The sequence below is a fragment of the Mycobacterium sp. genome (genome assembly GCF_049683935.1).
GTDB lineage: Bacteria > Actinomycetota > Actinomycetes > Mycobacteriales > Mycobacteriaceae > Mycobacterium.
In genome coordinates this window covers 16,169-38,327 of the sequence record NZ_JBAUJR010000164.1, presented here as the reverse complement: position 1 = coordinate 38,327, position 22,159 = coordinate 16,169, and the positions used below count along the sequence as shown (strand labels likewise).

Below are 22,159 nucleotides of genomic sequence, written 5' to 3'. Positions count from 1 at the left end.
ACGCAGGCATCTTCGGCATGCCCACTCCCACAGCTGAAATCGATGAGGAGGCGTTGCTGGAATCGCTGCGCACCAACGTCGTCGCACCGTTCTTACTGACTGGCCTTCTGGCGCCGCCGATGGTGCGCCGCGGCGGCGGAGTCATCGTGAACATCGGTTCGATCAACGGCTTCAATGGGGCTGACGGTTCCGCGCTGTACAGCGCTACCAAGGCGGCCAACCACTCGCTGACCAAGTCGTGGGCCGCCGAGTATGGGCCCCACGGTGTGCGGGTCAACGCCGTCGCGCCGGGCCCCATCGCCACGGAGCGCAATGCCGAGTACGCCGACTACTTGGCACCGGTGCTCGCGCGCATCCCTTCTCGGCGGATGAGCACACCTGAAGAAGTGGCCGCGGCCGTGGTCTTCTTGGCCGGCGAGGGCGCCGCGAATATCCACGGCGCCATTCTGTCGGTTGATGGGGGTTGGGCGGCGGTCTGACAACGATCCGCGGCCCGAGGAAATGCAGTAGTTAGTGAGACAAACGTCTCGGCGTAGACATGAGACAAGCGCATGTCGCAGAGGCGCTGACGTGCCATCCGCGATGAGAACCCACGCGTCTGATCTGCTGCGGCATAGAGCACTCACCAATCAGACAGTATTGCAACACTGTTCGAGAACACCGATCTCGGTGGCCTGCTGCACTGTCCGGTGAGGACGACAGGTATTGCTGGTGCTGACTTCTGGTAATTTTGACTATGCCCCTGGGGCACACAGTGAGATGGCCACGTGAACATTCGGCCGGTGATCCCTCGATCCGTTGCCGGCATGGGACCGCAACGCCTCCTATTTCGACGCGCCGCATCTGCTGCGCCGTTCCGGCCAGTTGCCAGGAACGACTTGGAAGGAAGTGATGAACATTCCCACTTCAGGTGACCGTGCGATGAGAAGCCACCCCATGGCCGCCGACCTGCTGCGTGGTCTGGCCGAGCTGGAGCCGACAGACCGGGGGTGGCTGCCCCATCGGCTGCCGGCCCGAGCCCGAGCGCAGTGCAGCGACCCGCAACTCGCGGCCGTGGAGGCGCAGCCCTCCGGCGTGCGAGTGGCGTTCCGCACTCGCGCCACCGCGGTGGAACTCGATCTGCTGCGGACACGGACGATTTTGGTAGGGGTGCCCGAGCGCCCCGACGGCATGGTCGACCTGCGCGTCGACGGGCACCTCACGCAACAGGTGGCGACCACCGGTGGCGACGTGGTGCGAGTCGACCCCGCCACGGGACACACCGAGATTCAGCGCGGATCCGTTGGCACCGTGCGGTTCACCGGACTGAGCGCACAGGACAAGGACGTCGAGATCTGGCTGCCGCACTACGAGCGCATCGAGATCGTCGCCCTGCGTACCGACGACGCGATCAATCGCGTGCCAGACTCCGGGCGGCGGGTGTGGCTGCATTACGGCAGCTCCATCAGCCAGGGCTCCAACGCAGCGAGCCCCAGCACGACGTGGCCGGCGTTGGCCGCCGCGCTCGGTGGGGTGGAGCTGATCAACCTCGGCCTGGCGGGCAGTGCGATGCTCGACCCGTTCGTCGCTCGCACGATGCGAGACACACCCGCAGACGTGCTCAGCGTCAAGATCGGCATCAATCTCGTCAATGGTGACGTGATGCGGGTGCGGGCGTTCGGGCCTGCGGTTCACGGGTTCCTGGACACGGTGCGCGACGGACACCCCGACAGCCCGTTGCTCGTCGTGGGACCGCTCTACTGCCCCATTCATGAAAACACCCCTGGGCCAGGTGCTTTCGACGTAGCGGCCCTCGCCGCCGGGCAGATCCGGTTCATCGCCACCGGTGACCCCGCAGACTCGGGGCGCGGCAAACTGACACTGTCGGTGATCCGCGAGCAGCTCGCCGAGATTATGGCCGCACGGGCGGTCGACGACCCGCACCTGTACTACCTCGACGGCCGGGATCTCTACGGCGCCGACGATTCCGCTGAACACCCGCTGCCCGACAATCTGCATCCTGACGCCGCGACGCACCAGATCATCGGCCGGCGCTTCGCCCGCTTGGCATTCTCAGACCTTCTCCGCCTCGATGAGGTCGTGCGGCACGACTGAGAACTTGCGCCCAGTGGGTCGCAGGCCGGCGTCGGTGAGCAGCGCGGACAGTTCGGCCAACGAGCGCAGACGTCCACCGTCGCGTTGGGTCAGCGTGTGTAGGTCGAGCAGCGGGGAGAACGGATTCGGGCGATTGAGCGGCTGGAGATATTCGACCACCACGAGCCTGCTGCCACTGGGCATGCTCGCCGACACCGCGGCGAGGATCTTTGCGCAGCGTTCGTCATCCCAGTCGTGCAGCACATCCTTGAGCACGTACACGTCGGCGGTCGCGTTGATGGTGCGGAAGATGTCGCCCTCGACACGATCGATGCGGTCGGCGACATCGCGGTCGGCGAGGAGTTGTTCGGCTTCGGCGATCATTCCCGCACTGTCCACCAGCACCCCACGCAGGTTCGCGCCTGACTCGGCCACAATCACCGACAGCAGCGTGCCGATCCCACCGGCCACGTCGCACACCACCGCACCGTCTGGCCACGGGTAGGCCCGCGCAATGGCGCGGGCACTGATCTCGGTGGCCTGGCGCATGGTCGAGGCGAAGACGCGCTGCTCGTCCGGGTGCGCGGCGAACCACTCCCACACCGACACCCCGTGCACGAGCTCGAACGCGCTCCGGCCGCTGCGCACGCTGGCGGCCAACCCTCCCCAGGCGTCGACGGTCGACCGCATCCCTTTGTAGCGCATCCACGCCCGAAGCGACGCAGGATGGTCGCTGCGCAGCACCGCCCCCATGCGGGTCAGCTTGACCGCACCGGTCCGGCGGTCCATCGTGCACAGGTCGCACGCGACGGCGCCCCGCAGCAGACGGTGGGTGGTCTCTTCATCACACTCGATCCGGGCGGCGATCTGCGGCGCAGTCATCGGCCCCTCGGCGAGCACATCGGCAATCCCGAGTTCGGCGATGGCTGCGGCGACCTGGACACCGCCGACGCCCTCGCCGAGGTCCAGCATCGCGATCTGAGGTGGCACCAGCTTGTCTGCGAACTGCTTGAGTCTGCGTCGCAGGGCGAGCGTAGCCAGCACCACGGGGAGAGGCGTCGACGGCATCCGTGCAGGCTAACCCCTCACGGCACGTTGCGGCCACGTCTTGCGACGGTTCGACGACGACGTGTAACGCCACGCTGTCCCCACGGCACTCATGTATCGGAAGCTCTTTGACCTTTCGACGTAGAGGAAGCCAATGTCATTGCAACTGTGCAGCTCCCGCGTCAACGCAGGCTACGGTGTGGCTGCATGAGCACCCAGACCAAGACAACCTTCCGCGGAAGCAACGGCGACTTGGCGGGCAAGCTGGAATTGCCGACCGGAACTCCGAGGGCCTTCGCGCTGTTCGCACACTGCTTCACCTGCGGTAAGGACAATGTTGCGGCAGGGCGGATCTCGCGCGCGCTTGCCAAGCAGGGAATCGCGGTGTTGAGGTTCGACTTCACCGGCTTGGGGGAGTCCGAGGGCGATTTCGCCTCGACGAGCTTCAGCTCCAACGTCGAGGACCTCGTGCGCGCCGCGGACCACCTCCGCAGCCAGTACTCTGCACCGGCCGTTCTGATCGGACATTCATTGGGCGGAGCGGCAGTCCTGGCCGCCGCCCGGCAGATACCCGAGGTTCGCGCGGTCGCCACCATCGGTGCACCCGCTGACCCCTCCCACGTGACGGGGGTACTGGGCGACGCCCTGTCCGCCGTCCAAGCGGGTGAGGCCACAGTCTCGATCGGGGGTCGGCCGTTTCGGGTGCGCCGTCATTTCCTCGACGACATCGCGACTCAACCGCAGCGCGAACGCATTTCGACACTCGATGCGGCGCTGCTCGTCCTGCATTCTCCAGTCGACCAAGTGGTGTCGGTCGACAACGCGCGAACCATCTTCGACACCGCACGACATCCGAAGTCGTTCATCAGCCTCGACGGTGCCGACCACCTACTCAGCAACCGGGCTGACGCCGAGTTCGCGGCTGATGTCCTTGCCGCTTGGTCGGGCCGGTACGCCGATACCCCTACGGATATCTCCGACGCCACCGACACCGACACCGACACCGCCGACGGTCTAGTACGGGTCGCCGAAAGCGGCACAGGCAGACTCAGCCAGCAGATCAGTGCAGGCAGTCATCGACTGTCGGCAGACGAGCCCCATCCTGTCGGGGATGACACGGGGCCCAACCCGTATGACCTGCTCCTCGCCGCGCTCGGCGCGTGTACGTCGATGACGGTGCGGATGTACGCCGACCGGAAGCAGATTCCGCTCGAACGTGTTGTCGTCGACTCACGCCACTTCCGAATCCACGCCGACGACTGTGCCGAGTGTGAGACCGCCACCGGGATGGTCGATCGGATCGAACGCGACATCACTCTGATCGGTCCCCTCGACGCCGACCAACGTGCCGCGTTGCTCGGCATCGCCGACCGGTGCCCGGTGCACCGCACCCTTCGTTCCGAAGTGGTGATCCACACCGTTGAAACACGAACCGACGACGACAGAGGCTGATATGACACAACCCACCGAATTCGACGTGATCATCATCGGCGGTGGCCCGGGCGGCGCCTCAGCAGCGGGCTATCTCATCGCCGAAGGGTTGACCGTCGCGCTGGTCGAGGAACGCTTGATCGGCGGCGAATGCCACTACTGGGCGTGCAATCCGACCAAGACTCTCCTGCGGCCGATCGAGGTACTGGCACTGGCGAAAGCCGTTCCCGGCGTGCGCGAAGCCGTGGGCCGGGCCCAGCTCGACGTTGCCGCAGTCTTCGCCAAGCGTGACGCGATCGTCGACCATCTCAACGACGACGCCGTCACGGCGGCCCTGCAGCAGCAAGGGCTCGCCGTGTTCCACGCCCACGGCCGGCTATCCGGCGAACGTGAGGTCACCGTGACTCGCCCTGATGGAAGTGAGGAGTTGATCAGCGCGCGACATGCGGTAGTGCTGGCGACCGGCACCCGCCCCGCGATCCCCGACGTACCGGGACTTGCCGACGCGCGACCCTGGACCAATAGGGATCTGGCCACCATGACTCGCGTGCCGCCGCGCGCGCTGATCGTCGGTGGCGGCGTCGTCGGCGTCGAGTTCGCCACGATCTTGGCGGGCCTCGGTTCCGCGGTCACCCTGCTGGTGCGAGGTCACGCTCTGCTGCGCAATTCGGAGGCCGTGGCCGGCGAGATGGTCACCGAATCGTTGCGCCGCAATGGAGTAGACATTCGGTTCGGTGCCCAGCTGTCGGCGGTGACCCGATCCGAGCCGGATGGTGCCGTCACGGCCACCGTGGACGACGAGGACATCGAAGTCGATGAAATCGTCGTCGCTGCCGGCCGGGTGGTCAATACCGATGCCCTCGGCCTGGATGCCGTCGGGCTCCCCGTCGGCGACTTCGTTGCGGTCGACGACCACTTGCAAGCAGTAGGGGTCGACGGCAGCTGGCTGTACGCAATGGGCGATACCACCGGGCGGGCGCTGCTGTCACACCTGTCGCAGTATCACGCGGTGGTCGTCGCCGACGTGATCGCTGCGTGCGCACGGGGACACCAACTCGGCCCCGACGAACTCATCGCACGAGACCCACACAATCTCCCACAAGTCGTCTACACCGATCCGCAAGTCGTCGAAGTGGGCCGCACCGAAAGCCAAGCACGCGCAGACGGATTCACGGTCACGACAACCACCGCGCGCTATCCGGAAGCGGTGCCCGATCTGGCGATCTTCCGCGACGGCTTCGACGCCTGGGCGAAGCTGGTCATCGACGCTGACACGGACGCCCTCCTCGGCGCGACGTTCGTCGGACCTGAGTTCGCCGAACTCGCTCAGGCTGCGACACTCGCCGTGGTCGCCAAGGTGCCTATCGACATGCTGCGCCACGTCGTGGCGCCTCACCCGTCGATCAACCAGATATGGAATCCTCTTGTTGCGCGGCGACGGGGTGCGTAGTCGGATTACGTTACGGGACAGCCGAATCGGCCACGCCGAAGTCCGAGAGCGTTTCCCGTGCCAGGCGCGCGAGCTCCCTGGTGGCGGGGGACAAGACTGCGGACTCCTTCTGGATCAGGGCGACGGTGTCGTAGAGCGGCTCGTCGAACGACAGATACCTGATGCCGGGTGGCGCGATCGGGGACTCTGCGACAGCCCGAGACACGAAGGTCTCGCCCGCCCCGGCCACCACCACAACCCCGGACTGCGCACGGAGAGGGCACTCAACTGGCCGCGTTGAATCGGGAGGGGACTAGCGAGTCACTGTCCGCGACAACATCGGACCTCAGGTTGCGCTGTTCGCTCCCGCAGGAAACAGATTAGCCATCCGCATGCGTTGATAAGCTCGAGGTGGGCCTCGTTGAGCAGGGTTCAAGCGTTCGAGGGCGAATCTAGAATAAGTTGCGCTTCGCGCGATGCCAGCCGGTCCAGTGTTGCATGGTAGAAGTTACGTATGTCGTCAACTGTTGGTTCGCTCGAACGCGGCTTGAGAATCCTGGATCTGCTGTTCGAGGTTTCCGCCGATCCGGTTCGTCGGGAGAAGGGGCTGTCCGTCCAGCAGGCGGCTTCCGAACTCGACATTCACAAGAGCAGTGCCTCGCGTCTGATGCAAACCCTTGCCGCCGCTGGGTACGCAGTGCCTGTCAGTGAAACCCGGCGCGGCTTCCGTCTCGGCCCGGCCGTGCTCGCGTACTCGGGAATCCAGGAGGTTCATCAGCGCTTCGCTGAAGCGGCACGCCCGCACCTGGTTCGACTGGTCGAGGAGACCGGCGAATGCGCTCACGCGGCGGTGTCCACGGGTGCTGCGGCGCTGGTCATCGATGATGTGGAAACGACGCGACCACTACGCGTGGTCGCCGGCAAGGGCCGCAGGGTCCCGCTTCACTGCACCTCGGCAGGCAAATGCCTCCTGGCTGTGGGGCTCGCCGCTGTTCCAGCCGATCTACCTCCTCGCACAACCAGGACGATCACCAGCGCCAAGGTCCTGGCGGCGCATGTGGAGGACATAGCCTCCCGTGGCTACGCCATCGACGACGAGGAGAACGACATGGGCGTGAGGTGCATCTCGGCTCCGGTGTACGACGGCCCCGACGGCGCACCGGTCGGCGTCATCGGCATCGACGGACCGGCGACACGGCTCACTCCGGAATCGCTGAAGGACCTGGCTGCACATGTCGTCGCCGTGGCCGCCGACATCACCGCGGCGCTCGGCGGCAGATCCGCGGTGACCGGAACCGCCGGTTAGGAGGCCGTTCGGAATCGGGTCGCGAGGCGGTGATCGAGTTCGGCCACATCTCAGTTCGGACGCTGTCTTGTCGTCACACCGCCGACGGAACCTTTTTGCTGCGGCTACATCGGGTCGACCGGCAGCCAACGTGATGTGCGTGCCGATTGTTCGCACCGCTCGGCGACGATCATGGCCCTGAGGCATTCGTCTGCAGTGCAACCCGTGAAGGCGCCGCCACCGCGTACGTGGTCGACGAAGGCAGCGGTCTCGGCGGTGAAGGCGTCGGCGAAGCGGTCCATGAAATTGTCGGGGTAGGCCGTAGGCCCTGGCCCACCGTGCCAGTCGAGCCGATGGATCGGCGTGCGTGTACCGAGACCCGCCGCAACGGATTCGTCGGCGCCCAGGACTTCGCAGCGGACATCCTGGCCATGTGGATTCGAGCGGGTGGCATTCAACACAGCTGTCACGCCCCCACGGAGATTGAGCACCGCGGTGACGACGTCGAAGTCGTCGAGTTCAGTGAAGATCGGGCTGGTGCGAACCGTGGCCGAGGCGTACACGGAATCGACAACTGAGCCCGCCAGCCAGTGGACGATGTCGACGTCGTGTACCAACAGGTCGAGGAAGATACCCCCGCTGGTGGCGAGAAATTCGGGCGCCGACGGGCGATGGTCGAACGAGGTGGTGCGGATGAGGTGGAGCGGACCGACCTTGCCGCCGTCGATCCGCTCGCGGATACCGCGGTACCCGAAGTCGAACCGGCGCTGGAATCCGACGTACAGCGGCACCCCTGCCGCATTGGCGGCTGCGGCAAGGACCGCGGCATCGGCGGACCGAGCCGCGAGCGGCTTCTCGCACAACACCGGAACTCCGAGTGCCAATGAGACTTTCAGATCTTCGAGATGGTTGTCGGTGGCGCTGGTAATAAAGGTACCGGCGTACCGGTGTTCGTTCAGCTCTGCGATGGCGACCGGCTGCATACCCAGTTGGGACGCCATCTCCCGAACGCGGTCCATTCGTCTGCCGGTGATGTGCACGTCCATGTCGGGTGCTGCGGCGCGTGCCGCTTCGGCACGGACGTGTGCCATGCGGCCGGTGCCCATCACGAGGAGCTTCTCTGTCATCGGATGTCGACCTTTCTCCGCGGTTGCGGTGTCTCGACAGCAGCGGCCAGGCCGCGTCGATCGGCTTCTCGGGTAGGCGTCACGCTGACGAAGTCTCGATCAGCGTTAGCGTCCCGATTCCTTCTGGGCCCGTACCAACGCCGTTCGCAGGTAGGCGATGCTGGCTCGGGCGTCGGCCAACGGGCCCTCGCCGACCGGGTCCTCGGTCAGGACGCGGTCCTGCTCGAGAACCAGCCATCCCGAGTAGCTTCGCGCTGCCAGCTCATCGAGCAAGCCCTCGATGTCGATGTCACCGCGCCCCAGCGGGGTGTACATGCCGTCGCGGACGGCGTCGCTGTACCGCGTCTCCCCACTGCTCACCTGCGCGGCCAGCGCGGCCGTGACGTCCTTGAGTTGAACGTGCGCGATCCGATCACCATGCGTCCGAAGCAATTCGAGCGGATCGGTGCCGCCGATGAGCAGGTGGCCCGTGTCGAGGCAGAGCGGCACTGAACACGACCCCAGTAATTGGTAGACCTCCTCGCGCCGTTCGATCACCGTGCCCATGTGAGGATGCAACACGGCGCGAACATCCGAGTCCTGCGCAACCTTCTCGACGTGCTCGAGGTTGGCGACCAATCGGTCCCATTGCTCACGATCGAGAGTGGATCGGCCGTCGTACCCGTCGCGCCCCGTCGCCGCCCCGATCACGAGCACATCTGCGCCACAAGCCCGCAATCGCTGGATGAAAGGCTTCGCCTGCGCTACGGCGTCGACTGTCGCGTCATGCAACACGATCGGCGCGAATGCCCCCACCGGGCTCAGATCGTGCTCGGCGAGCAGTGTCCGCAGGGCCGGACCGCTTTCGGGTAAAAAACCGGGCGGCCCGAGTTCCGTCGCTCGTATGCCGAGTCGTTCCATCTCGTGCAGGACACGGGCGCCCGGCATTTGATAGCCCCACCCGGGGACCTCGCAGAGGCCCCAGGATACGGGTGCAGCAGCGATTCTCACGCAGCTACCTCGCTTACGCGTACGGGTCGGTGCTCTTTGAGGGAGGTGGTCGCCGCTTCGGCGATACGCCCGGCCGCGACTGCGTCCTGCACCGTGCAGGGCGAGGAAGCGTCGCCGGCAACGACGTCGAGGAACGCCTCGAACTCAGCGCGATAGGCCGCCTCGAAGCGCACCATGAACATCCGATGCGGGTCCCGGCCAATATCGCCGCCGCCCTGCTCGGTTGACCGCACCGGCGAACGGTCATCCCACCCCGCGACAAGGGTGCCGCGGGACCCGTGCACCTCCAGTCGGCAGTCGTACCCACCGCCGTTGTAGCGTGCGTTGGAGATCACCGCAATGGTCCCGTCCTCGAGTAGAAGGGTGGCGGCAGCCGTATCGACATCGCCGGCTTCGGCGAAGAACGCATCGCCTCTGTTGGCGCCAACGGCGTACACCTCCACGACCTCCCGACCGCTGATCCAGCGCACGACGTCGAAGTCGTGTACGCCGCAGTCGGGGAAGATCCCCGCCGAAGACGCGATGAAGGGGGCGGGGGGAGGCTCTGGGTCCAGCGTTGTCGATCGAATCGTGTGCAGCCAGCCCACGTCACCGTCACGCACCGCTTGCCAGATCGCCCGGTAGGCCGGGTCGAAGCGCCGCTGGTGACCCATCTGGATGGGAACGTCGCGAACACCGACCGCCCTGAGCAACTCCGCACTCTCCGCGGTCGTCGGTGCGACCGGCTTCTCGCAGAAGACAGGCACCCCTGCGTCGACGCCGGCAGCGATGAGCTCCGGATGCGAGGCCGTGCCAGCGGCGATCACCAACCCGTCGATACCTGAGGTGATCATCGCCAGTGGGTCGGCGACTGCTTCCGCGTCGAGTTTCCTCGCCGCCACTTCTGCAACCTCGGGTACGGCGTCGGCGAGGACCAGTGACCCCACGCGCGGTAGATCGTTGAGCGTCTCGGCGTGGAACCGTCCGATTCGGCCCAAGCCGATGACACCTATTCTGAACTGAGACATGGCTTTTGATACTTTCAGTTGAGCTTCGGGGTTCTGGGCGACAGCGTTCCGCCGGTCGGTACAGGGTTGCCGCATCATCCCCGCACTCCCAACACACGCATTGCCGTCATCCCCTTTCCCCGGAGCCAGTCCGTGTCGGCTGCGGTTTAGCGGCCCGGCGCGCTCCTCGTGTGACAACCACCGATACGCGAGACATACTGTAGGCACTCGCAGATGCCTATAACAAGCCTATTCGGCTTTTGTTGATGCGTGACTCGCAACCGATTCACTGGCCGTCCGACGGCGCGGTAGCGACCGGCGGCCAACCGTGTTCGCGCAGATGGGCCCGCTATCGGCGGGTCGCCAGTCTCCGCGCCCAATCGAGGCGAAACCCCGCAACGCTTTCGGGGAGCACGAGGGGCAGAGACAAACTGTCACATATAACGCAACATTGACGGAGTAATAGTTGCGTGTTAGACAAGGACGGGGTGAGGCAACGGTCACAGTGGCCGTCACACCCGCCGCCGCGGCCCGCCGGCTGTCGGGGGGACACATTGCAGAGAGGTGCCCACCATGTCGACGATTCGACTGACCGCCGGGCAGGCGTTGATCCGGTACTTGATGAACCAACACGTCGAACACGACGGTGAGGTTCATCCGTTCTTCCCCGGCATCTGGGGAATCTTCGGGCACGGCAACATCGGCGGTGTAGCGCAGGCAATCCAGCAGTATGAGGACGACTTTCCCTACCACCTGGCCCGCAACGAGCAGGCCATGGTGCACACGGCCATCGCCTTCGCCAAGATGAAAAACCGCACCCAGACCTACGCCTGCCTGTCGTCGATCGGACCCGGGGCGGCCAACATGGTGACAGGCGCGGCGGCGGCCACAATCAACCGCATCCCGGTTCTGCTCATCGCCGGGGACACCTTCGCCGAACGCGTCCAGGCCCCGGTGCTGCAGGAACTCGAGAACGAACACTCACCCGAGACGTCGACCAACGACGCGTTCCGGCCGGTGGTGCGGTTCTGGGATCGCATCAGTCGACCCGAGCAACTCATCACCACGCTGCCCGAGGCGATGCGGGTGCTCACCTCGCCCGCGGACACCGGAGCCGTGTTCATCGCGATGCCGCAGGACGTCGGAACGTTCGCGTACGACTATCCCGCCACAATGTTCGCACCGCGGGTGTGGCACCTCGCCCGCAACCGCGCTGATCTCGGTGCCCTGCGTCGTGCCGCCGACCTCATTCGTGCCGCCGAGCGGCCCATCATGATCTGCGGCGGCGGTGCCCGCTACAGCCGCGCTGAGAGTGCCATAGCCGCCGTGGCCGAGGTGACGGGGATCCCGGTCGCCATGACGCACGCGGGCAAGGGCGCACTGACCGACGACCACCCGATGAGCCTGGGCGGCGCCGGCGTCGCCGGGTCCAAGGGTGCCAACGAGATGGCCGAAGCCGCCGACCTCGTCATCGGCGTGGGCACCCGCTTCACCGACTTCGCCACCGCGTCCAAGACCGCGTTCCAGAACCCCGACGTTCGGTTCGTCAACGTCAACGTCTTCGAAATGGACGCCCACAAGCACTCTGGTGTCGCCGTCACTGGCGATGCGAGAGCGACTCTGGAGGAGCTGCTTCCGATGCTGGCGGGCTACCGCACCAAGCAGGCCTACGTCGATGAGGTCGCCGCGCATCGAAAGTGGTGGGACGACGAACTCGAACGGCTCTACGACAGAGTGGCCGGCGAACTGCCCACGCAGTCCTCGCTCATCGGGGCGGTGGTCCGTTCTGCCGAACCCACGGATGTGGTGGTCAACTCTGCCGGATCACTGCCCGGAGATCTGCTCAAGCTCTGGAAGTCGCGCGACTCGCTGAGTTACCAGGTGGAGTACGGCTACTCGGTGATGGGCTACGAGATCCCCGGCGGTATCGGTGCCAAGATGGCCGATCCATCCCGCGAGGTGTTCGTGATGGCCGGCGACGCAACCTTTCTGATGATGAACTCCGATCTGGCGACCGCCGTTCAGGAAGGTGTCAAGATCACCCTCATCCTGATCGACAATCACGGATTCTCCAGCGTCGGCAACGTCTCCGAACAGGTGGGTTGCGAAGGGTTCGGTTGCCACTACCGATACCGCGGCGAGGACGGCAAGTACTCGGGTGAGATCTTCCACCACGACCTCGACAAGATCTGCGAGGGCCTGGGCGCCAGAACCTTGAAGGTCTCCACACTGGAGCAGTTCGAGAAGGCCCTCGCCGACGCGCGCGGCGGCACCGAGACCACCGCCATCGTCGTCGAAACCGACTGGCACGAACGGGTCGGTGGGTACGCCACCTGCTGGTGGGACATGGCGACCGCTGAGGTCTCCGAGATGCCGGCCGTCAAGAACGCCCGCGAGACCTACGTGCGGGAGAAGAAGGCGCAGCGCTGGCTCAGCGTGCTGGGCACCGACCGGGCCCCGCATGCAAAGCGCTGACCACGAGGTCGAGGATCTCGGTCCTCAGTTGCTGACCGTCGGACGCATCAACCTCGATCTTTACGTCGACACCTGGGGTACGGAGATGGCCGATGCCACCGGCTTCCGCGCGTCGGTGGGCGGCAGCCCCACCAACATCGCCATCGTCGCTCGACGGCTCGGTGTCTCCTCGGCGCTGCTGTCGGCCACCGGCGACGACTACGCCGCGGGTCTGTTGATGAAACAGCTGTCCGACTTCGGCGTCGATACCCGCTGGGTGTACCGGCTGGACGAGGGGGCCACGTCTCTGGCGTTGCTGGCGACCCTCACCGCCGACCTCGGGCAACGACAGTTCTACCGCCACCATCCCGCTGATGCCTATCTCGGCGAGGAAGTCCTCGACACGCTGCCGTGGGACTCGTTGCGTGCGATCGTGATCTCCGGCGATGCGATGGCCGCCGGCACTACACCGGCGACAATCGCGACCCTCACCAACCGCGCCGCCCAGCGATTCGTTCCGGTCTGGTGGGACCTGGACTTGCGGCCTAGCAGCTGGCCCACCTCCGCCGCGTACGCCGATGCCGTCGCACCGGCGCTCCAGGGCGCTACCGGTGTGATCGGCACGGTCGAGGAGTACGCCACGCTCTACCAGCAGGATCCGCTGGACCGCGCCGCCGTCGAAGCGGCGTTGCGGCGCAACGGCTTTCCAGAAGCGATCCTCAAACTGGGGGCGCAGGGCGCACTGTGGATCAACGAACACTCCGATGTCGAGGCCGCTGCGGCGAGCACCACACCGCTGTGCACGGTGGGCGGCGGGGACGCCACCGCGGGAGCGATGATCGCCGGCCGACTCGCGGGCCTGTCCCGCGGTCACGCTCTGGAACTTGCCATGCGCGTCGCCGCACACACCGTGGAGCAACCGTACTGCTCGACCGGCTTCCCCTCCGCCGCTGACGTCGGCTTCACCTTTCCGTCGTCCACGAACGCGGTGATGCGATGAACACCGTGGTCGCCGAACTGAGCCGGGAAACGGCCGGCTGGAAGTACCTCGACGTACAGGTGCGTCACCTGAAGTCCGGCCAGACCCACACGCTCAACAGCCCCGACCGCGAAAGTGCGATAGTCCTCGTCGATGGCGCCGTCGAGCTGACCACGGACACCCTGGACGTCAGGGTTTCCCGCGACAGCGTCTTTTCCGCAGCGGTCGATGTGCTCTACGCCCCGCCGTCGACCACAGTCACGGTGCGCGCGCACAAGGATTCCGAGTTTGCGGTCGGCTCTGCCCCAGCGAGCGGTCGCTACCCGGCCCGGCTGATCTCGACCGCGGAGATGTCCAGCGTCCTGCGCGGTGGCGGCCCGGCGTGCCGGCAGGTTGTCTCCGATTTGGCCGACCCGCTTCCGGCCGAAAGCCTGATCGTCTACGAGGCCTGGGTTCCGCGCGGTGGATGGGCGGGGTGGCCACCGCACCGGCACGATGGCTACGAGGGCTCGCCCTATCTCGAGGAGACCTACTACTACCGGTTCGACCGCGACAACGGATTCGGCTACCACCGCAACGTCACTCCCGAAAAGGGCCTCGACGAATCCACACCGATCCGCGACCGGTCGCTGGTCGCTGTCCCCAGTGGATACCACATGTGCGCCGCCGGGCCGGCCGCCAACATGTGGATCCTGAACTTTCTGGCCGGCACCCGCGACGACCGCAAGCTACTACCGCATTTCGATCCCGCCGAGACATGGATCAACGACGACTGGAGCGCTGGACTCCTGCAGCTGCCCGCAGTTCGCACGCAGCACCCCCCGCGTCGTTAGCTGCTGAAAGACCACTATCTCCAGCCACGATCCCGCGCCGTGACAGCGCTTCCCGGAACCTCTTCGGGGCGGCGTGACCCGCCTCACGATCAACTCCCGAAAGAGGCTTGCGCCACAGCTTGGTATCTTGGTATCTTGGTATACCAATTACCGGAGCGAGAGGCCATTCAGTGTCCATTGGAGAAGCACGACGAGCAGATGCGGGCGAAACCATGAGGGGGAATGGGTCGACGCCACTGAGCAACGAGACTCGTCAGGCCCTCGAACGCGTGAGCACGGCGACCATCACGACGCAACTGTTGGAACGCGGACTTCGCAACGCCTTCCTGGAAGGGCTGACCGTCTCGAACCCCGCCCGGCAGCGGATGATCGGCGAAGCCTTCACGATGCGAGCCATTCCCGCGAGGGAAGACATCGACATTCCGGCCATCTTCAAAGACCGCGAACATCCGCAGCGCAAGGGGGTCGAGTCGGTGGGAAATGGCCAGGTCCTGGTGATTGACTCGAGAGGCAAGAAGCGAGCGGCCTCCCTGGGGCACATCCTCGCGGTTCGACTGCGTGCCAGGGGTGCCAGCGGAATCGTGACCGACGGATCATTTCGAGACATGAGCGGATTCGAAGACCTTGACCTGCCGACCTTCTCCGCGGGAGCATCGCCCACCACCAACCTCGCCGAGCACCACGTCGTCGACACCCAGATCCCGATTGCCTGTGCCGAAGTCGCGATCTATCCCGGCGACATCATGGTGGGTGATCGTGACGGAGTCGTTTGCATCCCTAGGCATCTGGCCGATTCGGTGGCGCGCGATGCCCTCGAACAGGAGATGCTCGAGGAGTTCATTCTCACCAGGATCGAGGGTGGGAGACCGTTGTTCGGCACCTACCCTCCGGACAAAGAAACTCTGTCGGCCTATGATGAATCACGTCGCACGCGATGACGTGCTTACTGCCCACGGCGTTCTTTCTGAGCGACGCGGTTGATCGACGCGGCGATGTGCTCCCGCATCAGGGCAGAGGCGACACCCGTGCCACCGCTGCGCGCCGCTTCGTAAATCGCTTCGTGCTCGGCCGACTCGGTGTCTTCGCTCGGCCAATGTTCCCACAGCACGCCCACCACCGCGAGTGCCGTGAGATCCTGCAGGCGGTCGAGTGCTTGGACGATGAAGTTGTTCTCGCTGTCGGCGTACATTCCGCGATGAAATCGACGGTTGGCCAGCGCCCTGGCAACTCGATCTCCCACCGCGGCATGTTCGCGGGCTTCGGCAAGAGCCTTACCGGCCTCGTCGAACTGCGTGTCCGACCGCGCGGCGTCGAGAACCGCCCAGGGCTCAAGCAGCACTCGCTCCTCGTAGACGTGGCGAATGTCGGTGAAGCTCAGGCTTCGAACGGCAATGCTGCGGCCCTTCACCGCCAGCAGGCCGGAGCGTTTGAGCACGATCAGCGCCTCGCGGGTGGGTGTCTTCGAGACCCCCAACTGTTCGGCGATCTTGCGCTCCACCAAGACCTGGCCGGGTTTCAGCTGCCTCGAAAAGATCGCCAACTTCAGCGCTTCGACGATCATCCCGGTTCGCGTCGGTATCTCACCCAGTTCGGGAAGCGGCGATGGAAACGCGGGTTCCGGCATCACGGCCATGGCGGTCAGCATAGGTCACCGAGCGAACCTCTTCGCAACTCACCAGCACCGAGCCAGCACCAAGCCAGCTCGAATCCATGTTCAGCGCCGAACCCAGGAGGATCACGATGACAACGACTTCGCCCAGCACACGAACGGTCAAAGTGCCGCTCCGAGCGTCGATGGCACTGGCCGCGGGAACGACACTTCTTCTGAGTGCCTGCGTCAGCGGCGGGGACTCTTCGGGTGACAACGGATCGAGCACGCTACGTGTTGTAGTGCCGATTGAACCGACCTCCCTGGAAGCATGCGAAGCGACACTCGCCTCGACAGGTGTCGTGGTGCGCTCAAATGTGACAGAGCCGCTGATCGAGCGGGATCCGACCACAGGCGAGTTGGCTCCGAAACTGGCGACCAAGTGGGAGTCCACCGGCGACACCGAATGGACGCTGACGCTGCGCGACGACGTGCAGTTCCAGGACGGCACCCCGTTCAACGCCGAGGCAGCCGCGTTCGCGATCGAGCGCGCTGTCAACTCCAACCTCGGCTGTGACGTGGAAGGTCAGATCTTCGGTGACCCGAATCTGGGGGTCCAGGTCGTCGACGACACCACGTTGACGATCACCACCGACGGACCTGATCCGGTTCTTCCACTGCGACTTTCGTTCATCGAGGTCGGTGCGCCCACGGATGCCGAGAACAAGGTTCGGACCCCCATTGGTACCGGGCCCTACGCCATCGAGAACTGGGATGCAGGCCAGCGAATCACGCTGTCGCGCAACGGCAACTATTGGGGCGACTCACCCTCCTACGACACGGTGGAATATCAGTGGCGGTCGGAACCGACGGTGAGAGCCGCAATGGTCGCCGGCGGTGAAGCAGACATTGCGACCGGTCTCAGCCAGGACGACGGCGCGGGCGACCTGGGTGTGACATATCCCAACAATGAGACGGTGGCACTGCGATTCAGCGGCAACATCGCGCCGCTCGATGACATCCGGGTGCGTCGCGCCATCAACTTCGCGATCGACAAGGCTGCGATCACCGACTCCCTCTATACGGATGCGGCCGAACCCGCCTCGCAGATCGTTCCACCCGGAGTCGTCGGCTACAACGATGGCCTGGAACCGTGGCCCTTCGACCTTGATCAGGCCAAGAAGCTGGTGGCAGAGGCCAAGGCTGACGGAGTCCCGACCGACAGTCCGATCACCATCGTCGCCCGCGCAGATCAGTTCCCGAAGATTTCCCTGCTGACCGAGGTCCTTCGGGAGCAGATCGAACGGGCAGGGCTCAACGTTCAGGTGAAGATCGTCGAGACGTCCGTCGGGTTGCAGTATCAGGTCCGACCGTTCATCGAGGATGAGGGCGCCATCGCGATGCTCATCCAGCACGGCAATCAGGCCGGGGATGCCTCTTTCAGCGTCGATTCGTATATGGCATCGAACGGTCAGATGAGCATGTTCGGTACCGGCGAGTTCGATGCAATCCTCGCCGAGGCTTCGACCAAGACCGCAGACGAGCGTCAGCAGGCCTACGCCGATGCGTTCGCCTATGAGCGGGAAGAACTGGTTCAGTTCGCCTACATCGCTCGGATGACCGGTGAAATGAGCGTGGCCAAAGACATAGCCTACGAACCCAATTCCGCATCGGGTGACGAACTACGGCTAGCAGACGTCAGCTCCGCGGAATGATGACGCGGCCGATACAGGGAAAATCATGCTCGTATACCTGAGAAAGAGAATCCTCTCCAGCGCACTGCCGTTACTCATCGTCGTGCTGGGTGTGTTTGCCATGGCGCGATTGACGGGCAATCCGACGAGCCTCTACCTGCCATTGAACGCCACTGATCAGATGCGTGCCGAGTTCAGTGCCCGCAACGGATTCGACGATCCGCTGCTGACTCAGATGATCGACTACTTCAGGGGTGTCCTGCGGCTCGATTTCGGGGAGTCGCTGCGAACCGGGCAGTCCGCAGCCGAGATGGCGCTGCGGGCCTTCCCGAACACGCTGCAGTTGGCCGCGGTCACGATGATCCTGGCCGCCATCCTGGCCGTCGTCGTCGGCTGCTGGGCAGCGTTGCAGCCCAACGGAATCGCGGACCGCGTTGCCAGCCTGACCTCGATGGCTGCTGCCAGCATCCCCGACTTCTGGCTGGCGATCATGGGCATCCTGGTGTTCGCCATCTCGTTCGGCTGGTTGCCGACCTCGGGTGTCGACGGAATCGGATCGTGGGTACTTCCGATCGGCGTGCTGCTCATGAGGCCCTTCGGGGTGCTGGTGCAGGTAGTGCGCGGGGCCATGGTCAGCGCCTTGTCCGAGCCGTACATCACCCTTGCGAGGAGCAAAGGGGCGAGCGACTTCAGAGTCGTGACCCGACACGCCCTGCGCAACGCAGCGGCGCCGGCGTTGACCGTCGCCGGCGATCTGGCGGTCGGACTCGTCAACGGCGCAGTCGTCGTGGAGTTCATCTTTGGTTGGCCGGGCATCGGCAAGCTGATGATCGACTCCATCCTGCAGCGCGATTTCGCCGTCCTCCAAGCGGCAGTGCTGCTCACCGCAGTCGCCATCTTCACCCTCAACGTCTTGATCGACCTCGGCTACGCACTGCTGGATCCCCGGGTTCGGCCCGCGGCGATGGCCTAGAACGGAGGCACGTTCACTCATGACCGAAACTGTTATCGATCCACCCGTCACCGACCCTGGTGACACCCGTGACGTCGATCGAATGAGCCTGCCGCGGCTGCTGCTCAAAGACACGTTCGCCACCCTTGCCGCGCTGGTGTTGCTCTCGGTCGCTCTGGTGGCCTTGGTGGGGCCGACTCTGATGGGCGACTTGGCCACCGCACAAAACCTTTCGGCGGCCAATCGGCCGCCGTTCAGCCCGGACGCCGGCTGGGAGTTCATTCTGGGCAGCGATCCGTTGGGGCGCAGCATGCTGGCTCGGCTGGTATTGGCAACTCAGACAACCCTGCTGGTCGCCATCCCGGCGGTACTCATCTCCCTTGTCGTCGGCTCCTTGTGGGGTGTGTGGGCGGGCTATCACCGAGGGTGGCGCGAGACGGCGTCCATGAGGTTCGCCGACGTGGTCATGAGCTTCCCGTCCCTGCTGTTGGCAGTGGTGGTGCTCTACGTGTTCTCGCCCAGTGTCGCGAACATCGTCCTGATTCTCGCCATCACCCGGATACCGATCTACTTGCGCACGGCTCGCGCCGAGTCTGCCGAACTGCGCAGCCGAACGTTTGTCGACGCGGCGCGAACCTTCGGTGCCGGGCCGAACGCGATCATCCGGCGCCATGTCATCCCCGTGGTATTGCCCACGATGATCACGCTGGCGACGCTGGAGTTCTGCTACGTGATGTTGGCTGAGTCGGCCTTGAGCTTCCTGGGCATCGGAATTCAGCCTCCCGACGTCAGCTGGGGACTTATGGTGTCGCAGGGCCGGCAGTATCTCCAGACGGCGTGGTGGTTGTCGTTCTTCCCGGGGCTCTGCATCATCGTCACCACGGTCTCGGCCAACATTCTCGCGGCGTGGTTGCGCATCGCCACTGACCCCGGCCAAAGGTGGAGGTTGACGCTGCCGCGTACCCGCCGCACCGCGGTCCCCGCTACGAACGGACAGCAGAAGTGAAACTTGCTACCAGACAACATGAGTCGACCCGCGCGGAGACCGACGCGCTGGTGCTCGATGTCGCGGCGCTCAGCGTCGATCTCAGAACCCCGACCGGCAATGTGCGCGCAGTGGACGACGTCAGCTTTCAAGCTTTCGCGGGTCAGACGTTGGCCCTGTTGGGGGAGTCCGGCTGCGGCAAATCGATGACGGCGAAGGCCATTTCCGGTCTCCTCCCGCCGATCGCCGACGTAGCCGGGGGAGAGGCGTACTTGAACGGCGTCGAACTGATGGGGTTGAGTCCACGTCAGCGCCGGAAGGTGGCCGGGCCCGAGTTGGGAATCGTGTTCCAGGATGCGCTGACGGCGTTGAACCCCGTTTATCCGATAGGCACCCAGTTGGGCGAGGCTTTCAGAATCCACCGGGGACTCTCCGCCAAAGCTGCCAAGGCCGAGGCCGTCGAGTTGATGGCCCGAGTCGGCATCCCCGAGCCCGGAAACCGGGTGAACGACTACCCGCACCAGTTCTCCGGCGGCATGCGGCAACGCATTCTGATCGCCATGGCAGTCGCCCTCAACCCACGAGTGCTGATCGCCGACGAACCGACGACGGCCCTTGATGTCACCATCCAGGCACAGATCATGGACCTGCTCCGAAGTCTGCGGACGGAAGGGCAGATGGCCGTTGTGCTGATCACTCACGACTTGGCTCTCGTTGCCGAAGAAGCGGACACCGTCGCAGTCATGTACGGCGGCAAGGTGGTCGAAACAGGCCGAGTCGTCGACGTCCTGGGTGATCCGCGGCACCCCTACACGAAGGGCCTGCTGGAGTCCGTTCCCGTCGATGTGCCTCGTGGAAGTGACTTGAAGTCGATCCCGGGTAGTCCGCCCAGGCTGCATGAACTTCCGTCCGGATGCGTATACCAGTCCCGCTGCCCTCTCGTACAAGACATCTGTCGGGTCACCAGGCCTGAGTTGGAGATGGCGGACGGCGGACGTTCGGCGGCGTGCCACTTTTCGAAGGAGCTTGACCATGGATGAGCCGATCTTGGAAGTTCGCGGGGTGTGCAAGACTTTCCGCGTCGCCGGAACCGCACGGGGCACCGGCAGGTTACGCGCCTTGGACGGCATCGACTTGACGCTCGGCCGGCGTGAGACGGTGGCTCTGGTCGGTGAATCAGGCTGTGGCAAGTCAACTTTGGCGCGGACACTCCTACTGCTCGAACGGCCTGACGAGGGCACCATACGTTTTCACGGCATCGATCCGTTCACGCTCAAGGGCAAGGAGTTGTTGGCGTGGCGGCGCCGGGTGCAGATGGTGTTCCAGGACCCGTACGCCTCGTTGAACTCCCACATGACGGCGGGTGAGATCATTTCCGAACCGTGGGCGACGCACCGAGACCTCCTCAAATCGGCGGCGGAACGCAGGGATCGCTTGACTGAACTCCTCGACCTGGTCGGCCTCAGCGCGCGCGATGCATCGAAGTCGCCGGGGGAATTCTCCGGCGGTCAAAGGCAGCGCATCGGCATCGCACGGGCGCTGGCGCTCAATCCCGACGTCATGGTGCTGGACGAGCCTGTGTCTGCACTCGATCTCTCCGTGCAGGCCCAGGTGCTGAACTTGCTCAACGACTTACAGCAGCGGCTTGGCGTGTCCTATTTCTTCGTCTCACACGATCTTTCCGTTGTGCGTCACGTGGCAGATCGGGTCGCCGTGATGTATCTGGGTCGGATTGTGGAGACCGGGTCAACTGCGGACGTCTTCGACCGGCCACGCCATCCCTACACAGCTGCCTTGATGTCCGCCTCCCCTCGTTTGGACACCTCCGGCGAGCCGGGCCGCAGGATCATTCTCGAGGGGGAACTTCCTTCACCGTTGAATCCTCCGTCCGGCTGCCGATTTCGTACCCGATGCTGGCGCGCCGAGGAGCGATGCTCGAACGTTGAGCCGACGAGCGAGTCCACCGAGGACGACGCCCGGCATGTGTTCGAGTGTCATTTCCCGCTGGAGGTGACAACCAGCAATCGAGCGAGCCGCGCGCTGAGCACGTGAACTGGATCGAGCTGACCATTCTTGGGGTGGCGATCTTCGCCGGAGCGTGCCTCCAGGCGTCGATCGGGTTCGGTATGGGAATGCTGGTAGCGCCGGTGCTGGCCGTCGCCGCGTTGATGCTGCCGGCAGTACTCGCCGGCGCCTTCGTCTCGCTGCGCTGACGGCATCAGCCTCGGGTGTCGTGCTGCTCATCATCGTTCAACTGGCCTCGCTGACTGGCGGGCCAACGTGAAGTCCCTCGATTGGAATGGAGT

General features: G+C 64.9%; 22 protein-coding genes. 15 read left to right on the top strand and 7 right to left on the bottom strand.

Annotation, left to right across the window (positions count from 1 at the left end):
• A partial coding sequence (locus WA965_RS09610; RefSeq protein WP_526447421.1) for an SDR family NAD(P)-dependent oxidoreductase occupies positions 1-479 on the top strand: 479 nt, incomplete at its 5' end.
• Positions 480-921: 442 nt separating this feature from the next.
• Positions 922-2,094 carry an SGNH/GDSL hydrolase family protein gene (locus tag WA965_RS09605; protein ID WP_526294584.1) on the top strand — a complete coding sequence of 391 codons (1,173 nt, stop codon included), beginning with the start codon at positions 922-924 and terminating at the stop codon, positions 2,092-2,094.
• Here the strand turns inward: WA965_RS09605 and WA965_RS09600 are convergent.
• Positions 2,053-3,141 (bottom strand): methyltransferase, encoded by a 1,089-nt coding sequence (locus tag WA965_RS09600; RefSeq protein WP_526294583.1) that lies wholly within the window; start codon positions 3,139-3,141, stop codon positions 2,053-2,055. The genes WA965_RS09605 and WA965_RS09600 overlap by 42 nt on opposite strands.
• 186 nt (positions 3,142-3,327) lie before the next feature.
• Here WA965_RS09600 and WA965_RS09595 point away from each other — a divergent pair, with 186 nt between their 5' ends.
• Both WA965_RS09595 and WA965_RS09590 read left to right on the top strand, forming a co-directional pair.
• Positions 3,328-4,572, top strand: coding sequence for a bifunctional alpha/beta hydrolase/OsmC family protein (locus WA965_RS09595; RefSeq protein ID WP_526294582.1), 1,245 nt, complete (start codon positions 3,328-3,330; stop codon positions 4,570-4,572).
• A gap of 1 nt (position 4,573) precedes the next feature.
• Positions 4,574-6,001, top strand: a complete 1,428-nt coding sequence (locus WA965_RS09590; RefSeq protein WP_526294581.1) for a dihydrolipoyl dehydrogenase family protein — start codon at positions 4,574-4,576, stop codon at positions 5,999-6,001.
• 10 nt (positions 6,002-6,011) lie between these two features.
• Here WA965_RS09590 and WA965_RS09585 read toward each other — a convergent pair whose 3' ends face one another.
• Positions 6,012-6,230 (bottom strand): hypothetical protein, encoded by a 219-nt coding sequence (locus WA965_RS09585; RefSeq protein WP_526294580.1) that lies wholly within the window; start codon positions 6,228-6,230, stop codon positions 6,012-6,014.
• 264 nt (positions 6,231-6,494) lie between these two features.
• Between WA965_RS09585 and WA965_RS09580 the strand changes: the two genes are divergently transcribed.
• Entirely contained in the window at positions 6,495-7,286 is a 792-nt protein-coding gene (locus tag WA965_RS09580) for an IclR family transcriptional regulator (RefSeq protein ID WP_526294579.1), read from the top strand.
• Positions 7,287-7,390: 104 nt separating this feature from the next.
• Here WA965_RS09580 and WA965_RS09575 read toward each other — a convergent pair whose 3' ends face one another.
• From WA965_RS09575 to WA965_RS09565, 3 genes are all read right to left on the bottom strand, one after another.
• Entirely contained in the window at positions 7,391-8,392 is a 1,002-nt protein-coding gene (locus WA965_RS09575) for a Gfo/Idh/MocA family protein (protein WP_526294578.1), read from the bottom strand.
• 105 nt (positions 8,393-8,497) lie between these two features.
• A complete protein-coding gene (locus tag WA965_RS09570; RefSeq protein ID WP_526294577.1) occupies positions 8,498-9,382 on the bottom strand; it encodes a sugar phosphate isomerase/epimerase family protein in 885 nt (294 codons plus the stop codon).
• On the bottom strand, positions 9,379-10,389 hold the full coding sequence (locus WA965_RS09565) for a Gfo/Idh/MocA family protein (protein WP_526294576.1): 1,011 nt from the start codon (positions 10,387-10,389) through the stop codon (positions 9,379-9,381). The genes WA965_RS09570 and WA965_RS09565 overlap by 4 nt, the downstream gene beginning before the upstream one ends.
• A gap of 552 nt (positions 10,390-10,941) precedes the next feature.
• Here WA965_RS09565 and iolD point away from each other — a divergent pair.
• The 4 genes from iolD to WA965_RS09545 all read left to right on the top strand — a co-directional run bounded on the left by iolD (position 10,942) and on the right by WA965_RS09545 (position 15,572).
• Entirely contained in the window at positions 10,942-12,843 is a 1,902-nt protein-coding gene (gene iolD, locus WA965_RS09560; RefSeq protein WP_526294575.1) for a 3D-(3,5/4)-trihydroxycyclohexane-1,2-dione acylhydrolase (decyclizing), read from the top strand.
• Positions 12,830-13,822 carry a carbohydrate kinase family protein gene (locus WA965_RS09555; protein WP_526294574.1) on the top strand — a complete coding sequence of 331 codons (993 nt, stop codon included), beginning with the start codon at positions 12,830-12,832 and terminating at the stop codon, positions 13,820-13,822. The genes iolD and WA965_RS09555 overlap by 14 nt, the downstream gene beginning before the upstream one ends.
• The gene (iolB, locus tag WA965_RS09550; protein WP_526294573.1) at positions 13,819-14,634 is read left to right on the top strand and encodes a 5-deoxy-glucuronate isomerase; all 816 of its coding nucleotides are present in this window, start codon (positions 13,819-13,821) and stop codon (positions 14,632-14,634) included. The genes WA965_RS09555 and iolB overlap by 4 nt, the downstream gene beginning before the upstream one ends.
• A 212-nt stretch (positions 14,635-14,846) precedes the next feature.
• The gene (locus WA965_RS09545) at positions 14,847-15,572 is read left to right on the top strand and encodes an RraA family protein (protein WP_526294572.1); all 726 of its coding nucleotides are present in this window, start codon (positions 14,847-14,849) and stop codon (positions 15,570-15,572) included.
• Positions 15,573-15,577: 5 nt separating this feature from the next.
• Here the strand turns inward: WA965_RS09545 and WA965_RS09540 are convergent, their stop codons facing one another.
• Together WA965_RS09540 and WA965_RS09535 are read right to left on the bottom strand one after the other, a co-directional pair.
• Positions 15,578-16,195 (bottom strand): GntR family transcriptional regulator, encoded by a 618-nt coding sequence (locus WA965_RS09540; protein WP_526294571.1) that lies wholly within the window; start codon positions 16,193-16,195, stop codon positions 15,578-15,580.
• Positions 16,196-16,214: 19 nt separating this feature from the next.
• Positions 16,215-16,511 carry a hypothetical protein gene (locus WA965_RS09535; protein ID WP_526294570.1) on the bottom strand — a complete coding sequence of 99 codons (297 nt, stop codon included), beginning with the start codon at positions 16,509-16,511 and terminating at the stop codon, positions 16,215-16,217.
• Positions 16,512-16,587: 76 nt separating this feature from the next.
• Here WA965_RS09535 and WA965_RS09530 point away from each other — a divergent pair, with 76 nt between their 5' ends.
• Genes WA965_RS09530 through WA965_RS09505 form a run of 6 tightly spaced genes read left to right on the top strand, consistent with a single transcriptional unit; the run spans position 16,588 to position 22,066 of the window.
• Complete coding sequence (locus WA965_RS09530) at positions 16,588-17,937, top strand: ABC transporter substrate-binding protein (RefSeq protein WP_526447419.1); 1,350 nt, start codon at positions 16,588-16,590, stop codon at positions 17,935-17,937.
• Positions 17,938-17,962: 25 nt separating this feature from the next.
• Positions 17,963-18,889, top strand: coding sequence for an ABC transporter permease (locus tag WA965_RS09525; RefSeq protein ID WP_526294568.1), 927 nt, complete (start codon positions 17,963-17,965; stop codon positions 18,887-18,889).
• Between the two features lie 19 nt (positions 18,890-18,908).
• Entirely contained in the window at positions 18,909-19,874 is a 966-nt protein-coding gene (locus WA965_RS09520) for an ABC transporter permease (RefSeq protein WP_526294567.1), read from the top strand.
• On the top strand, positions 19,871-20,893 hold the full coding sequence (locus WA965_RS09515) for an ABC transporter ATP-binding protein (protein ID WP_526294566.1): 1,023 nt from the start codon (positions 19,871-19,873) through the stop codon (positions 20,891-20,893). Before WA965_RS09520 ends, WA965_RS09515 begins: the two co-directional genes overlap by 4 nt.
• On the top strand, positions 20,886-21,905 hold the full coding sequence (locus WA965_RS09510) for an ABC transporter ATP-binding protein (RefSeq protein WP_526294565.1): 1,020 nt from the start codon (positions 20,886-20,888) through the stop codon (positions 21,903-21,905). The genes WA965_RS09515 and WA965_RS09510 overlap by 8 nt, the downstream gene beginning before the upstream one ends.
• A complete protein-coding gene (locus tag WA965_RS09505) occupies positions 21,902-22,066 on the top strand; it encodes a hypothetical protein (RefSeq protein ID WP_526294564.1) in 165 nt (54 codons plus the stop codon). The genes WA965_RS09510 and WA965_RS09505 overlap by 4 nt, the downstream gene beginning before the upstream one ends.
• Positions 22,067-22,159: the final 93 nt, after the last annotated feature.